Below are 13,948 nucleotides of genomic sequence, written 5' to 3'. Positions count from 1 at the left end.
CTCGGAGATGCCGACCTCGTGGACGGTGTCGCCATCGGCTGCCTTACCGTCCGCCGCGCGATCGCGGGCCGCGCGAACCTCTCCGCGGGCGTCGCCGGGGCAATCGCGGAGATCGGGGAGGCGCCGGCCCTCGTCGCTCTCGCGCGCAACCGCAGCGCCCGGATTACCACCGGCAGCCTGATGCGGATGGTCGAGCGCCACGGCGGCCTTGCCACCGTGCGTGAGGCGATTCTCACGCGGCCGAACCTGCCCCTCGAGGTGCGCCAGAGCATCACGACCCGCCTCGCCGAAGCTCTTTCGGCCTTCGCGGTGTCCTCCGGCTGGCTCACCCCGGCCCGGAGCGCGCGCGCCAGCCGGGAGGCACAGGAGCGCGCGACCCTGGCCTTCAGCGCCGAGGCCCACCCGATCGACCTCGCCCGCCTCGTGACCCATCTCAAGACGCAAGGCCAGCTTAATGCAGGCCTGCTGCTGCGGGCCATCCTGTCCGGCCACATGGCCTTCGCGGAGGCGGCGCTGGCCGACCTCTCGGGCCTGCCGCTGCGCCGGGTGGCGGGGCTGATGCAGGAAGGCTCCACCGCCGCTTTCGCCGCCCTTCACCGCAAGGCCGGCCTGTCGCCCGTGCTGCTGCCGGCCTTCGGCGCCGCCCTGTCGGCCTGGCGCGAGGCCGGGCAGGGCGCCATCGTCAGCGCGGGCGCCAGCCTGTCGCGCCTGATGATCGAGCGGGCGCTGACCGCCTGCGAGACGATGCCCTTCGCCGAGGCGCAGGGCGTGATGGCGCTTCTCGCCCGCTTCGAGGCCGAGGCGGCGCGCGACGAGGCGCGGGTGCTCGCCCGCGAACTCGCCGCGGACGCCGTACGCGCGGACGCCCTGCGGATCGAGAACGAGATCCTCGACGGCGAGTGGCGCGAGGCCCAGCGTCTCGTGACCCAGGGGCCTGTCGCTGAGGCCGCCCCCCGCGTCGAAGCCGACCCGATGGCGAAGCCGGCCACGGCCGCTGCGGTCGCGCAGGCCGAGGCCCCCGAGGCCGACCAGCCCCGCACCGATCCCGTCGGGGTCATCCTCGACGCCCTGCCCGACGCCATCCTGGCCGAGTTCCAGGGCAGCCGGGAGCACGCGCACAAACTCACGGTCGAGGTCGTCCTCGACGCCATCCCGGAAGCTCTGGTGGCGAGCTACCGCGCGGATCGCGAGCGGATCGCCGCCTGAGCGATTGTCCTCAGCCGAACTGTTCGCGCAGGATGCGCTCGTCGAGGCTGTGGCCGGGATCGTGCAGCAGGGTCAGGTTGGTGGCGTGGTCGAGCCAGGTCTGCACCCTGCTGACCCGCCGGAACTCGGTATGGTCGGCCACCGCCGCCACGGGGCGGTGCTCGGCGTCCAGCACTTCGATCTCGATGCGGGCGTAATCGGGCAGCAGCGCGCCGCGCCAGCGCCGGGGCCGGAAGGCCGAGATCGGCGTCAGGGCCAGGAGACGGGCGTTGAGGGGCAGGATCGGCCCGCCCACCGAAAGGTTGTAGGCGGTGGAGCCGGCCGGGGTCGCCGCGAGAACGCCGTCGGCGATGAGTTCGGGCAGGCGGACATGGCCATCGACGGAGATCCGGAGCTTGGCGGTCTGGTGCGTCTGGCGCAGCATGTAGACCTCGTTGAGCGCCCGGGCCTGGTGCCGGCGCCCCTCGATGTCCTCGGCCTCCATCATCAGCGGGTGAATGATGCTGCGCTTGGTGCTTTCCAGGCGCTCGATCAGCCCGTCCTCGCGGAACTCGTTCATGAGGAAACCGACGGTGCCGCGGTTCATGCCGTAGATCGGCGTGCCGGCATGCATGAAGCGGTGCAGGGTCTGGAGCATGAGACCGTCGCCGCCCAGCGCCACCACCACGTCGGCCTCGTCCGGGGGCACGTGGTCGTAGCGGCGCATCAGGGTCGCGGCCGCCTGGCGGGCGTCCTCCGTGGGACTCGCGACGAAGGCAAGCCGTTCGAAACGCCGCGCCATGGGCTCACATCCGCCTTGCCGACCACCTTGCCGACGCGGAGCGTTCGCTCCAGCGTCCCGTTTCCAGTCCCGCCGGCATCCCCGTCGGCCCGCTCCCGCCGGTGGAGCGGCAGCACCCTGGTCGGAGACCCATAGCATGGAGCGGCCGCTTCTCGTCTACACCACCTTCCCGGATGCCGGCACCGCGCTCAGCGTCGGCGAAGACCTCGTGCGGCTGCGACTGGCGGCCTGCGTCAACGTCCTGCCGGGGATGCAATCCGTCTACGCCTGGAAGGGTGCGGTGGAACGCGGATCGGAGGTCGTCGCGATCCTGAAAAGCCGGGAGGGCCTGGCGGAGCCCCTCTGCGCCGCCCTGAAAGCGCGCCACCCCTACGAGACGCCGATCATCCTGCACCTGCCCGTGTCGGGCGCCGACCCCGACACCGCGGCCTGGATCCTGGCCGAGACCGCGGGCGGGACCGGCACGGAGGCGCCTCAGGAGTCCCCGACCGGGTAGCTGCGCCCCTTCCAGGCCGGCGTCCCGGCGCCCCGGCGCCGCAGCAGGGCGCGCCACTGGATCGCCAGGGCCACCAGCACGGTGAAGGGATGGAGGAGGATCGTCCCCGCCGGCTCGCGGGTGACGAGGGTGATCGCCGCCCGCGTCGCCAGGGAGACCAGGGCCGCCGCGGCGGCCAGGAAGACGGCGGCCCCCGAGCCGAAGCCCAGGAGGGCGGCGAGCAGGAGCAGCCAGGGCAGCACGTGGCCGCCGGCCAGCAGCAGGGTCCAGACCGGCAGCGCGCGCGGCGTCGCCATGCCTTCGCGGGCGTTCTTCGAGAAGCCGGCCCAGCTCTGGCCGAACCCCCGGTACATCCGGCAGGTGGCCAGCGCGTGCGCGGCCACGAGGTCGGTGCGGTAGCCGGCCCGGCGGAACCGGCGCGGCAGCACGACGCCGTCATGCAGGCTGGTCCGCACGGCGCCGTGCCCGCCGGTGGCCTCGTAGGCGGCGCGGGCGACGAGAACGAGCTGGCCGCAGGCGGCCCCGAGGCTGGGGCGCGGGGAGGCCCGCATCATCGCCATCGGCAGGTAGCCGACGAGGAGGAAGTTGATCATCGGAACCGTCAGGCGCTCGCCGAGCGTGCCCATGATCTGGCGCGGCACGCCGCTGACCAGGGCCGAATCGGTCCGCCGCGCATGGGCGACGAGGGCGGCGGCTGCCGCCGGCGCCAGGGTGACGTCGGCGTCGACGAAGAGGAGGTGGGTTCCCTGCGCCGCTTCGGCCAGCCGGGCGCAGGCGTGGTTCTTGCCGGTCCAACCCTCGGGCAGGGGCGGGATCGGAATCAGGCGCAGGCGGTGGTCGGTGGCGGCGATGCCGGCCACGATGGCGGCGGTGTCGTCGGTGGAATGGTCGTCGCCGACCAGCACCTCCAGGGCGACCCCGGCGCTCGCCAGGGCCGCGCGCACCGTCGTGGCGATGACCGGCGCCTCGTTGCGGGCCGGAATGAGGACCGAGATCCGGGAGCGGACATCGAGATCCGGCTCGGGGGTGCGCAGGATCGAGAGGTTGACCCAGGCGATCAGGCCGGGCAGCGCGGCGCAGGCCAGGGCGAGGATCGCGAGACCGAGCATCACGGAACCGGATCTCCCTTCTGGCGGTGGGCCGGCTCGAAGCGCCGCCCCGTGAGGACGGCGCCGAGGCGCCGCCAGAGGTCGTAGACCCCGCCGACGCCCTTGGCGCCGGAGGCGAGCGGCGCGAAGCGCCCCGCCTCGCGCGAGATCACGTCAGCGCTGAGCCGGTCGAGGGTCGCGGTTAGGTCCGCCTCCATCCGGGCCAGCCGCTCGGCCCGCGGCAGAGCGAGGAGGGCGGCCCCCGGCACGGGCGTGCCGAAGGCCGCGAAGGCCTCGCCACCGCGCTCCTCCCAGAAAGCGTATTCGAGGGCGAGCGGCACGAACAGAGCGTCGGGCGCGATCTCGGGCAGGCGGCCGACGCCGGCGCGCAAGGCCAGCGGCCGGGCCCGCACATCCTGAAAGCGCCCTTGGGCGGTGATCCAGATCATCCGGTTCGGCGCCCCCAGGATGCGCCGGGTCGCCTTGAGGAACTGGGCCGCCCCGCGGGCCGATTCGAGATCCACCGCGAAAGCGCCCATCCGGGCGAAGACCGCGTATTTCTCCAGCATCCGCGCGTCGAAGGGGGCATAGCTCTCGCGCGCCGGGAAGAGCTTGCCGGCGAGCAGGATGACCACGGCCGCGTCCCACCAGGCCGGGTGGTTGCAATAGACCACCACCGGGCCGGCATGGTCGGCGCAGGCCGGTACGCCCCAGCGGGCGAGCCGCAGCGCGTTGAGGTGGCGTCGGACGTAGCGGTCGAAATACCCGACCATGAACCGCCACAGGGCGGGCGATCGGGCGGGGCCGTCCTTGCGGGACACGCGTCGGGCCTTCAGGCGCTGGCGCGCTCCTCGCCCCTGGCATCGGTGTCGAGGGCGTCCGCCGCGATCCAGCCCGACATCATCACCATCGGCATGCCCGGACCCGGATGGGCGGCCCCACCGGCGAGGTAGAGGCCGCGCACCTGCCGCGAGCGGTTGCCCGGCTTGAACGCGCCCATGAACTTGCCGTGGGAGGCCAGCCCGTAGATCGCGCCGTTGAGCACCTTGTAACGCTCGTGAATGTCCTGCGGGGTGAGGTGGCGCTCGACGACGATGCGCTCCTCGAGGTCGGGCATGTTGGCCGTGCGCTTGAGCTTGTCGAGAATGACCTGGCGGTAGGCCGGGAACATCTTCGACCAGTCGTGGTGCGGGCGGAGATACGGCGTGTGAACGAGGACGTAGAGCGCCTCGCCACCCTCGGGCGCCACCGACGGATCGGTGCAGGAGGGGGCCGCCAGGTAGGCGGTCGGGTCCGGGGCCGGCTCGCCCTTGTGGTAGATGTAGTCGAACTCCTCCTCCGGATCGCGGGAGAAGACGAAGTCGTGGTGGTTCAGGTGCTCGTAGCGCTTGTTCAGCCCCAGATAGAGCACCACGCCGGAGCAAGCCGGCTCGAAGCTCTTCTTCTCGTAGGCCTTTCCGACGTCGCCGCCGACGAGTTCGCGGTAGGTGCGCACCGAATCCATGTTCGAGATCACGGCGTCGAACGGAGTGATCCCGGAGGCGGTCTTCACGCCCTTGACCGTGCCCTTCTCGATGGCGAGGCCCGTGACCTCGTCGCCGGGACGCAACGTCGCGCCGAGTTCTCCGGCGAGCTTCGTCAGCGCCTCGGCCACCGCGCGGGTACCGCCCATCGGGTACCAGACGCCCTCCGCCGTCTGCATGTGCGCGATGGCGCAGAGCACGGCCGGAGCACCGTAGGGCGAGGAGCCGACATATTGCACGAAGTGGTCGAGCATCTGCGCGAGGCGCGCGTCCTTGACCTTCGAGCGGATGGTGCCCGCCACCGAGGAGCCCATGCGCAGGGACAGCACGTCCCGCAGGGTGCCGGGATTCATGTTGGCGCGGATGTTGATCGTGTCGAACAGATCCTCGACCGGCTTCCAGAAGAAGAACTTGTTCGAGACGTCGTGCAGGTGCTCGGAGATCTCGAGGAACTTCTTGTAGCCCTCGCCGGCTCCGGTCCCGGGGGCGAAGCGCTCCATGTCGGCGGCCATGGTGGGCACGTCGGCCATGAGGTCGAGATGGGTGTTGTCGTCGAAGAAGCAGCGCCATTGCGGATCGAGGCGGCGCAGGTCCAGGTAGTCGTGGATGTTGCGCCCGGCCTCCTGGAAGATCCGCTCCAGCACCTTCGGCACCGTGAGGATGGTCGGCCCCATGTCGAAGCGGAAGCCGCCCTCGTGCAGGACCGCGGCCTTGCCGCCGAGCCAGTCGTTCTTGTCGTAGAGCGTGACTTTGTGGCCGCGCGCGGCGCTCACGCAGGCGGCCGCCAAGCCGCCCAACCCTGCGCCGACGACGGCGACCGAAGACCCAGCCCGCATGTTCGTTACACTCCCCGGGCCGGTCCGAAAGCCCATTCCCTGCATGAAGCTAGACCGGATGGCCGCGCGGTCAACGCGCTAACCGGTCGCGGCGCGGACGGACGCCGTCTTCGCACGCACCTTCCTAGATCGCCCGCCGCGACACCAGCGCTAACGCGACGACCAGACCCGCCCCCGCCACGGCGGCCATCACGCCCCAGGCCGGCAGCGCCGCGGCCCAGCCCTCGCTCAGCGCGTTCTGGTAGGCCTCGATGGCCCAGGCGTTGGGGGTGAGCCAGCCGGCCTCCTGCAGCCAGGGCGGCATGAGGAACCGGGGCACCATGCTGCCGCCCACCGCCGACAGCAGCAGGACGCCGAAGGTGGCGGCCAGATGCGCCTGCTGGCGGGTGGCGGAGGCCGCGCAGGCGGCCAGCGCGAGGCCTGCCGCCATGGCCGAGACGAGGAGGGTGGTCACCAGCCAGGCGCCCGCATGGGGCAGGATGTCGACCCCGTGCAGCAGGGCGGCGGCGGTGAAGATCAGCCCGGCCTGGACGAGGCCCTGGCCCACCAGGAACAGGAACTTGCCCAGCACCACCACACCGAGCCCGCCGGGGCCTGCCATCAGCCGGTCGGCGAGGCCGGACTGGCGCTCGTCCACGAGGGACAGCGCCCCCTGCATGGCGGCAAAGAGCAGGAACACCGCCGTGATCGCCCCCGCATAGTAGCTGACGCGGTCGTTGGTGGCGCCCGAGGCGGTGCTGCGTCGCTCCACCAGCGACGCGAAGGCGAAGGGCTCCTTGCGGGCCCGCTGCTCGGCGAAGGCCTGGTTCAGGAAGGCGCGCTCGTCCGGCCCGATCTTGCCCGAGCGTTCCACGTCGGCGACGATCCGGGCCAGCACCACGTCGGGCAGGGCCTCGTTGAGGACCCGCTGGAGCTGGCCGAGGGCGATCGGGGTCGCCAGGGCCTTGGCGGGATTCTCGATCAGCACCACGGGTTGGTCGGCGCCTGTCGAACCGGCATCGAGGTCGCCGCGCAGTACCATGGCCACGTCGACCTCGCCGCGGCGCACCGCCGCGACGGCGCCATCGAGGTCGGCGGCCGAGAGGCGCCCGACCCGGAGGGATGGGTCCGTCTCCAGGGCCTGCATCAGCCGCTGCGTCGTCGGCGTCCCGGCAAGATCGAGGAGGCCGACATGGATGCGGATTCGCTCGCCGAGCGCACCGGAGAAGATCGCGGCGAAGATCGTGAAGATCACGGTGGGCAGCACGAAGGCCATGACCAGGGCGGCCCGGTCGCGCACCAGGCCGAGCAGCATCACGCGGAAGGCGGCCGAGATCATGCGGCGGTTCCCGTCCCGGCGGCGCCGTCCCGGCCATCGCCTGCGAATTCCGCCAACGCCTCGCGATAGACCGCCTCCAGGCCAGGCGCACGGATGCGGATTTCCGCGATCGGCACGCCCGCGTTGCGCAGGGCGGCAAGGAGGTCGGCGCCGTCGCGGGGCGTCCCGGCGAGGCGGCGCGCCCGCCAGGTCGAGCCGGTGTCGACGGGCAGGAACCCGGTCCGGCGCAGCACCGCCTCCGCCGCCGCGTCGGCGGGGGCGACGAGTGCCGCCTCGTGCTCGGGGGCGTCGGCGCGGATGCGGGCGAGGAGATCGGACAGGCGGCCGTCGGTGACGATCCGGCCCCGCGCCAGGATCGCGACCCGGTCGGCGAGGCGCTCGGCCTCGGCGAAATCGTGGGTGGCGACGAGGAGGGCCGTGCCGGCCTCGCGCAGGCGCCCGAGCACCGCGTGGATCGCCGCCCGGGCATGCAGGTCGACGCCCTGCGTCGGCTCGTCGAGGAGGACGAGACGCGGCCGCGCCATCAGGCTGGCGGCGATGTTGACGCGGCGCTGGTAGCCGCCCGAGAGCAGCCCGACCGGGCGCCGGGCCACCTCCGCGAGGGCGCAGAGCGCGAGCCCCGTGGCCACCGCCTCGGCCCGCTCGCGCCAGGCGATGCCGGCGAGTTGGGCGAAGACCGACAGGTTCTCGGCCACCGAAAGGCGCGGATAGAGGGCGATCTCCTGTGGCACCCAGCCGATCGCCCGGCGCGCGGCCGGCGTCCGGTGAGGGTCGTCGCCGGCGACACGAACGCTGCCGGCGCCAGGGGCCAGCCGGCCCGCGATGAGGCGCATCAGCGACGTCTTGCCGGCGCCGTTGGGGCCGAGGAGCGCGAGGGTCTCGCCGGCGCCGAGGGCGAGGTCGACGCCTTCCAGCACGCGGCTGCCCCGATAGGCGAGGGCGGCGCCGGCCACCCTCAGGAGCGGCGCGGGAGGAGTGGTCATGCGGCGTTCAGCGGCGCGGCAGGGCGCGCGACAGGCGGACCCGCACGCTCGCGGCCGGCTCGCGCACCGTAAAGCGCGCGCGCGCGAAGTCCGGGCGGGCGGAGCGGACGGACTCGCCGGAAAACCCGTAGGGTTCGAGGGGCAGGCCGAGGCCGGTGCGGTCGAGGCGGCCGTTGCCGTTGGTGTCCTGGTAGGCCAGGGCCGCGTAGAATCCGGGGGGCACGTTCGGGAACACGAAGCGCTGCGCGGCGGCCCGGGGCTCGGCCTGCTGCCCCGTCCGGCAATCGGCCTCGGTCAGCCCGTCCTGGCACAAGGCGACGGAGATCAGGCCACCGGGCTCGATGCCCTCGACCTCCACCGCCACGGAGGCGGCCCGTGCCGCTCCCGTGGTCAGGAACAGGGTGCAGATGACGGCCGTGAGCCTCGCCCGCCGCCTCAAGTGGCGTCGCCCGAAGCGGCCAGGGGCGCGGTCGTGGGAATACCGGCGCTGGCGGCGCCGACGCGGCCGGCGGACAGCTCCTCGATGAGGAGGCGGGCGGTGATGCGCGCACCCTCGTAGATCACCGGCAGGCCGGAGCCCGGATGGGTCCCGCCGCCGACGAGGTAGAGGCCTGGCCCGAAGCGGTTGTGCGGGCGGAAGTAGAGCATCTGCATCAGGTCGTGGGCGAGATTGAAGGTCGCGCCCTCGTGCACGAAGAACTCGTCGCGCCACTCGGTCGGATCGACGATGCGCTCGTAACGGATGCGCGATTCGATGTCGCCGAGGCCGAGCAGCTTCAGGCGGTCGAGGACGAGGCGGCGATAGGTCTCGCGCAGGCTTTTCCAGTCGATGCCCGCTTTCAGGTTCGGCACCGGCACCAGCACGTAGAGGCTGGTCTGGCCGGGCGGCGCCATGCCGCCATCGGTAAAGCCGGCGTGCTGCACGTAGAGCGAGGGCTGCATCGGCAGGATGCCGTCGGTGATCTCCCGGATGTTGCGGGCATAATCCTCCGACAGCAGGATGGTGTGGTGGCCCAGCGCCTCCGGCATCGGCCCGTCGAGGCCGAGATAGAGCATGAAGGTCGAGCAGGAGAGGCGCGCCTTCTCGATCTTCGCGTCGCGCCAGCGCGGCCGGTGCTGTTGCGGCACGAGGTCCTGGATCACCTTGGCGAAGTCGCCATTGATGACCACCGCATCGGCCTGCAGGGTCTCGCCGTTGCAGACCACGCCGCTGGCGCGCTTGCCCTCGAACAGCACCCGCTCGACGCCCGCCCCGAGGCGGATGTCGACGCCCATCCGGCGGGCGAGGCCCGCCATCGCCTCCGAGACGGCGCCGCAGCCGCCGACCGGGTGATAGACGCCGTGCTCGTATTCGAGGAACGACAGGATGGTGAACAGGCTCGGGCACCGGAACGGCGACATGCCGAGGTACTTGGTCTGGAACGCGAAGGCGAGGCGGACCCGCGGATCCTTGAAGTAGCGGCGCAAGTCCTTGTCGACGCTGCGCCCGGGATGGAGGTGGGGCAGGGCGGCGATCATCGCCGGGGAGGCCATGGCGCGCAGGGTGTGAAAGGCCTGCTCCAGGACCGGTTTGAAGAACTTCAGCTTGACCCGGTTGTCGGCGAAGAACTTGCGCACGTTGCGGGCGTCGTCCGGCGCGATGCGCGCCACCTCGGCCTCGAGCCGGTCCATAACGTTCGTGGCGCGGATCTCGCCGCCCGCCTCGAACACGAGGTGGTATTGCGGGTCGAGACGCTCGAGCTTGACGTGATCCTCCAGGCGCTCGCCGCAAGTCTCGAAGATATCGGCGAGGATCTGCGGATAGAGGAAGAACGTTGGGCCGATATCGAACCGGAAGCCCCCCGGCGCCTCGAAGGTTTTCGTGCGACCACCCACCGCCGGATCCTTCTCCAGCAGCGTGACGTGGACGCCGGCCCGGGCGAGGAGGAGTGCGGTGGCGAGGCCGCCGGGACCGGCACCGACGATGATGACGCGGCGTCCGGACAGGGTCCGCAAGCCGTCCCGTGACTGCAACAACGCTCGCAACTCCCTCGTCTATGCTCCCATCTCTGCGCGCATGTGGTGCGCAAGAATGGTCCGTCCAGGGCCCGTGCGACCCGGTGCATAATCTTGACCGTAGTGGGGCGCGCGGCAATGGGGGCGCAGTGTCGCGCGTGGTGGCGGCCCTCGGAGCGGGTCGCCCGCCCTGCTGCTCTACGCCGATCGGGACAGGTGATGCAGCGCGATCGCGCCCGCCGTCGCGACGTTGAGGGAATCGAACTCCGGCGCCATCGGAATGCGGACGGTGCGCAGGCGCTCCATCAGGTCCGGCGGGAGACCCGGCCCCTCGCTCCCGAGCAGCAGCAGGGTACGGGCGGGGGGCAACAGGGCCGCGAGTGTCTCGCCGCCGCCGGGGCTCAGGGCCAGGGGCTCCAGGGCGTGGCGCGCCGCGAAGGCCAGGATCGCGTCGGCATCGGCCAGTTGCCGGAACGGGACGATGAGCGCGGCGCCGGCCGAGACGCGGATCGCCTTGCGGTAGAGCGGGTCGCAGGTCCCGGCGTCGAGCAGCACGGCGTCGGCGCCGAAGGCGGCGGCGTTGCGGAACAGGCCCCCGACATTGTCGTGGTTGGTCAGGCCGACGAGGCCGACCACGAGGGCCGGCGCCAGGGCGGGTGGCAGGCCGGGGAGCGGCGCACCGGGCGCTTCCGTTCCGCGCAGGCCGACGCCGAGGACACCGCGATGGATGGGGAAACCGGTGATCGCGCTCATCACCGGCTTCGTCGCCGTGTAGACCGGCACGTCCCCGGGCAGCCGCGCGAGGGCCTCCGCCAAGCCGGCCAGGCGCTCGGGCGCCAGAAGAACCGATTCGAGGCCGAACCGCGCCCGCGCCGAGAGCATGACCCGCAGAGTCACCTCGCCCTCGACGATGAAGCGGCCGGCGCGCCCGACGAGGTCGCGCTCGCGCATCGCCGTGTACGGCGCGAGGCGCGGGTCGGCGGGATCGTCGATGGCGACCGGCGCAGGCCGGGGAGCGGCGGTCAAGACGGCGTCAGGCGCTCGCCGGACGCCCGCCCATGCGCACCGCGAGGGGATCGGCCTCGGCCTTGGTCGGCACCTTCACCAGGGCCTCGCCGTCGAGCACGACCTCGCCGGCCACCGAGCAGGTGCATTTCAGGCGGGCGCGGCGGCGCTCCGGCACCAGTTCGGCCACCTCGACGGTGACCTCGACCGTATCGCCGATGCGGACCGGCGCCCGGAAGTTCAGGGTCTGGCTGATATAGACCGCGCCGGGGCCGGGCAGGCGGGTGCCGAGCACCGCCGAGATCAGGCCGGCGGTGTAGAGGCCGTGCGCGATCCGGGTTCCGAAGGGCGTGCGCGCCGCGAAATGTTCGGACAGGTGGATCGGGTTGCGATCGCCGGTGATCTCCGCGAAGCCCACCACGTCGGAAGAGGCGATGACCTTGTTCAGCGTCTCGGACAGGCCGACTTCGAGATCCTCGAAGTACAGGACGCGCAGTTCGGGCATCATTGGGGGCTTCTCCCTGACAGTCGGTTTCTTGCTACGCTGACGGCACGCACGGTCGTCGCGCCGAAGATCCTGTTTCGCCTCGCACAGGTGCGCGGCCAAATCCAGCCTCCGGCCCGGTGGATCGCGACCGGCACGAGGGCGCTTGCGGACAATTTGAGCGGTCGTCTTCACGCGGCCGTGATCCCGCCCCCGCATGGTGCCCGGCATGGCCGATCCCCATCCAATCACGCCCGGGCATGTGGGGTCGGCGCTCTCGCTCACGGGCCTCGTCGCCCTGATGACGAGCGAGAGCGTGCAACCCAACATCCTCGGCCTCGCCTTCGGGTGCCTCACGGCGTCCCTCGTCGCCTTCACAATCCAGCTCTGCCACGCACCGAAGCCGAAACGGTCCCGGAAGGCGCGCCAGCCCATCGCACCCCGCACCACGGCGCCCGTGCCGGTGGCGGCGCAGCCGGTGTTCCGGAACGAGCCGAAGGTTCACCCAGCCCTCATGGCGAGAGTCCCTGGGGCGGCGCCCCTTCCGCCGGCGCCCGTGGCACCGCCCACGGGCGCCGTGAGCCGACGCGCCCTGAGGGATGTACGCAATCGGCGCATCGCCCGGGGGACCTGATCCGCGATGCCTGCCGCCCCCTCGACAGGGCGGCAGGCATCGGCGAAGACGCGCCGACCCCGAACGGACGAAAGGTTGGCCCGCCGACGCTTCGTCCGTTCCCGACATCGTTGTGTCGCGAACGCCGATCGCAAAACCGACGGCCATCTTTGCGATATCGGCTCAGGAACACTCCGTGAACCAGCCAGCCCCCGACCCTGCGCTCCGCCCGGTGGTCGCCCGTGTCGCCGGGCTCAACCTCGCGTATTTCGGTATCGAGGTCAGCGTCGCCCTGGCGATCGGCTCCCTGGCGCTCATCGCCGACAGCCTCGATTTTCTCGAAGACGCGGCGATCAACCTGCTGATCTTCGCCGGCATCGGCTGGAGCGTGCGCAACCGGGCCCGGCTCGGCATCGTGCTCGCCGGTATCCTGCTCCTGCCGGCTTTGGCCACCGCCTACGCGGCCTGGATCAAATTCGCCACGATGGCGCCGCCGGCCCCGATCCCCCTGACGCTCACGGGCCTCGGGGCGCTGGCGGTGAACCTCACCTGTGCGATGATGCTGGCCCGCCACCGCTCCGGGGGTGGCAGCCTGACCCGGGCAGCCTACCTCTCCGCCCGCAACGACGCTTTCGCCAACCTCGCGATCATCGCCGCCGGCCTCGCCACCGCCCTGACCCTGTCGGCCTGGCCGGACCTCATCGCGGCGGCGGGCATCGCCGTCCTCAACGCGGATTCGGCGGGCGACATCCTGCGGGCGGCACGGGCCGAGTGGCGCGCGGCCGAGGCCCGGCCCGAGAACGAAGCAAGATCCTAGAACGAAGCCGGGCCCGTGAATCAGGCCCCGGGAGAGCCTCCGAGCCGCCATGCACCTGTTCCCGATCTCCGACCTGCACCTGGAGCGCCGACGCCTCGACGTCATTGCGCCCCCGAGCCGGCCCTTCGACGTGCTGGTCTGCCCGGGCGACCTGCACGAGGGCCGGCCCGAATCCGGTCTCGCGGCCCTGATGACCCTGGCCCAGGGCCGCCCGATCGTGCTGGTGCCGGGCAACCACGAGCACTACGCGCCGACCGGGGACGGGCGCACGGCGCCGCAACTCCTCGCCGCCCTGGAAGCCGAGGTGCTGCGCCTCAACGGGGAGGGCGCGGAGATCCACCTGCTCCAGCGCGGCGCGGCCATCATCCGCGACGGTGTCCGCTTCGTCGGCACGACCCTGTGGAGCGACTGGTCGCTCGCCGGGCGCTGGCTCGACGGCAGCGTGGCCGATGCTCCGGACGACCCGGTCGCCTACGCGGCGGCACGGATGACCGACCCGGTCACGGGCTCGCGCGAGTTCCGAGGCTCGATCCGAAACGGCGACGGGACGGCCTGGTCGCCGGCCGACGCGATGGAGGCCCATGCGCGGGAGCGCGAGGGCCTGATCGCCGCCCTGTCACGCCCGCATGACGGCCCCACCGTCTGCGTCACCCATCATCCGGCGAGCCCACGCGCAGCCGATGCGTTCCGGCACGCGCCCGGCGTCCCCTGGTGGGTGCCGGCCTTCTACGCAAGCACCGTTCTGGAGGACCTCCCCGACGCGGCCCGGCCCGAGACCCAGAGGTCGGGCCGGGCCGCGTCGG

General features: G+C 72.1%; 15 protein-coding genes. 5 read left to right on the top strand and 10 right to left on the bottom strand.

What is annotated here, in order from left to right; translation table 11 throughout:
- The coding region (locus MFF30_RS23010) for a DUF2336 domain-containing protein (RefSeq protein WP_238282397.1) at positions 1 to 1,206 on the top strand (1,206 nt) is incomplete at its 5' end.
- Between the two features lie 10 nt (positions 1,207 to 1,216).
- On the opposite strand, the gene MFF30_RS23005 is transcribed toward MFF30_RS23010, so the two are convergent.
- A complete protein-coding gene (locus tag MFF30_RS23005; RefSeq protein ID WP_238282395.1) occupies positions 1,217 to 1,987 on the bottom strand; it encodes an NAD kinase in 771 nt (256 codons plus the stop codon).
- Between the two features lie 136 nt (positions 1,988 to 2,123).
- On the opposite strand from MFF30_RS23005, the gene cutA reads away from it, so the two are divergent.
- Positions 2,124 to 2,483 carry a divalent-cation tolerance protein CutA gene (gene cutA, locus MFF30_RS23000; protein WP_238282394.1) on the top strand — a complete coding sequence of 120 codons (360 nt, stop codon included), beginning with the start codon at positions 2,124 to 2,126 and terminating at the stop codon, positions 2,481 to 2,483.
- On the opposite strand, the gene MFF30_RS22995 is transcribed toward cutA, so the two are convergent.
- The 9 genes from MFF30_RS22995 to croR all read right to left on the bottom strand — a co-directional run bounded on the left by MFF30_RS22995 (position 2,462) and on the right by croR (position 11,739).
- Positions 2,462 to 3,592 carry a glycosyltransferase family 2 protein gene (locus MFF30_RS22995; RefSeq protein WP_238282404.1) on the bottom strand — a complete coding sequence of 377 codons (1,131 nt, stop codon included), beginning with the start codon at positions 3,590 to 3,592 and terminating at the stop codon, positions 2,462 to 2,464. The genes cutA and MFF30_RS22995 overlap by 22 nt on opposite strands.
- Entirely contained in the window at positions 3,592 to 4,344 is a 753-nt protein-coding gene (locus MFF30_RS22990; protein ID WP_238282401.1) for a lysophospholipid acyltransferase family protein, read from the bottom strand. The genes MFF30_RS22995 and MFF30_RS22990 overlap by 1 nt, the downstream gene beginning before the upstream one ends.
- Before the next feature lie 59 nt (positions 4,345 to 4,403).
- Positions 4,404 to 5,930, bottom strand: coding sequence for a phytoene desaturase family protein (locus MFF30_RS22985; RefSeq protein ID WP_238282393.1), 1,527 nt, complete (start codon positions 5,928 to 5,930; stop codon positions 4,404 to 4,406).
- A 124-nt stretch (positions 5,931 to 6,054) separates the two neighbouring features.
- Positions 6,055 to 7,248 carry an ABC transporter permease gene (locus MFF30_RS22980; RefSeq protein WP_238282392.1) on the bottom strand — a complete coding sequence of 398 codons (1,194 nt, stop codon included), beginning with the start codon at positions 7,246 to 7,248 and terminating at the stop codon, positions 6,055 to 6,057.
- A complete protein-coding gene (locus MFF30_RS22975) occupies positions 7,245 to 8,231 on the bottom strand; it encodes an ABC transporter ATP-binding protein (protein WP_238282391.1) in 987 nt (328 codons plus the stop codon). Before MFF30_RS22975 ends, MFF30_RS22980 begins: the two co-directional genes overlap by 4 nt.
- Positions 8,232 to 8,238: 7 nt before the next feature.
- Positions 8,239 to 8,670 carry a DUF2141 domain-containing protein gene (locus MFF30_RS22970; RefSeq protein ID WP_238282390.1) on the bottom strand — a complete coding sequence of 144 codons (432 nt, stop codon included), beginning with the start codon at positions 8,668 to 8,670 and terminating at the stop codon, positions 8,239 to 8,241.
- Positions 8,667 to 10,247, bottom strand: coding sequence for a phytoene desaturase family protein (gene crtI, locus MFF30_RS22965; protein ID WP_238282389.1), 1,581 nt, complete (start codon positions 10,245 to 10,247; stop codon positions 8,667 to 8,669). Before crtI ends, MFF30_RS22970 begins: the two co-directional genes overlap by 4 nt.
- A 177-nt stretch (positions 10,248 to 10,424) precedes the next feature.
- The gene (locus MFF30_RS22960; RefSeq protein ID WP_238282399.1) at positions 10,425 to 11,177 is read right to left on the bottom strand and encodes a TrmH family RNA methyltransferase; all 753 of its coding nucleotides are present in this window, start codon (positions 11,175 to 11,177) and stop codon (positions 10,425 to 10,427) included.
- An 82-nt stretch (positions 11,178 to 11,259) separates the two neighbouring features.
- Positions 11,260 to 11,739 (bottom strand): 3-hydroxybutyryl-CoA dehydratase, encoded by a 480-nt coding sequence (croR, locus tag MFF30_RS22955; protein WP_055949554.1) that lies wholly within the window; start codon positions 11,737 to 11,739, stop codon positions 11,260 to 11,262.
- Positions 11,740 to 11,944: 205 nt separating this feature from the next.
- Between croR and MFF30_RS22950 the strand changes: the two genes are divergently transcribed.
- The 3 genes from MFF30_RS22950 to MFF30_RS22940 form a co-directional block, all read left to right on the top strand.
- Complete coding sequence (locus MFF30_RS22950) at positions 11,945 to 12,349, top strand: hypothetical protein (RefSeq protein WP_238282387.1); 405 nt, start codon at positions 11,945 to 11,947, stop codon at positions 12,347 to 12,349.
- 175 nt (positions 12,350 to 12,524) lie between these two features.
- Complete coding sequence (locus tag MFF30_RS22945; RefSeq protein WP_238282385.1) at positions 12,525 to 13,145, top strand: cation efflux transmembrane domain-containing protein; 621 nt, start codon at positions 12,525 to 12,527, stop codon at positions 13,143 to 13,145.
- A gap of 49 nt (positions 13,146 to 13,194) precedes the next feature.
- Positions 13,195 to 13,948, top strand: a 754-nt coding sequence (locus tag MFF30_RS22940) for a metallophosphoesterase (RefSeq protein ID WP_238282384.1), incomplete at its 3' end; no start/stop codon positions are given.

It is taken from the genome of Methylobacterium goesingense (assembly GCF_022179225.1).
Classification (GTDB): Bacteria; Pseudomonadota; Alphaproteobacteria; order Rhizobiales; family Beijerinckiaceae; genus Methylobacterium; species Methylobacterium goesingense.
Note: the sequence above shows the minus strand (reverse complement) of the source record. Positions and strands in the feature narration are given on the sequence as shown.

What these genes read in the sequence shown, in the direction of transcription:
- MFF30_RS23005 (WP_238282395.1), bottom strand. Translation starts at nt 1,987, where the DNA reads ATGGCGCGGCGTTTCGAACGGCTTGCCTTCGTCGCGAGTCCCACGGAG.
- MFF30_RS22980 (WP_238282392.1), bottom strand. Translation starts at nt 7,248, where the DNA reads ATGATCTCGGCCGCCTTCCGCGTGATGCTGCTCGGCCTGGTGCGCGAC.
- croR (WP_055949554.1), bottom strand. Translation starts at nt 11,739, where the DNA reads ATGATGCCCGAACTGCGCGTCCTGTACTTCGAGGATCTCGAAGTCGGC.
- MFF30_RS22960 (WP_238282399.1), bottom strand. Translation starts at nt 11,177, where the DNA reads ATGCGCGAGCGCGACCTCGTCGGGCGCGCCGGCCGCTTCATCGTCGAG.
- MFF30_RS22985 (WP_238282393.1), bottom strand. Translation starts at nt 5,930, where the DNA reads ATGCGGGCTGGGTCTTCGGTCGCCGTCGTCGGCGCAGGGTTGGGCGGC.
- MFF30_RS22995 (WP_238282404.1), bottom strand. Translation starts at nt 3,592, where the DNA reads ATGCTCGGTCTCGCGATCCTCGCCCTGGCCTGCGCCGCGCTGCCCGGC.
- MFF30_RS22990 (WP_238282401.1), bottom strand. Translation starts at nt 4,344, where the DNA reads ATGGTCGGGTATTTCGACCGCTACGTCCGACGCCACCTCAACGCGCTG.
- cutA (WP_238282394.1), top strand. Translation starts at nt 2,124, where the DNA reads ATGGAGCGGCCGCTTCTCGTCTACACCACCTTCCCGGATGCCGGCACC.
- MFF30_RS22950 (WP_238282387.1), top strand. Translation starts at nt 11,945, where the DNA reads ATGGCCGATCCCCATCCAATCACGCCCGGGCATGTGGGGTCGGCGCTC.
- MFF30_RS22975 (WP_238282391.1), bottom strand. Translation starts at nt 8,231, where the DNA reads ATGACCACTCCTCCCGCGCCGCTCCTGAGGGTGGCCGGCGCCGCCCTC.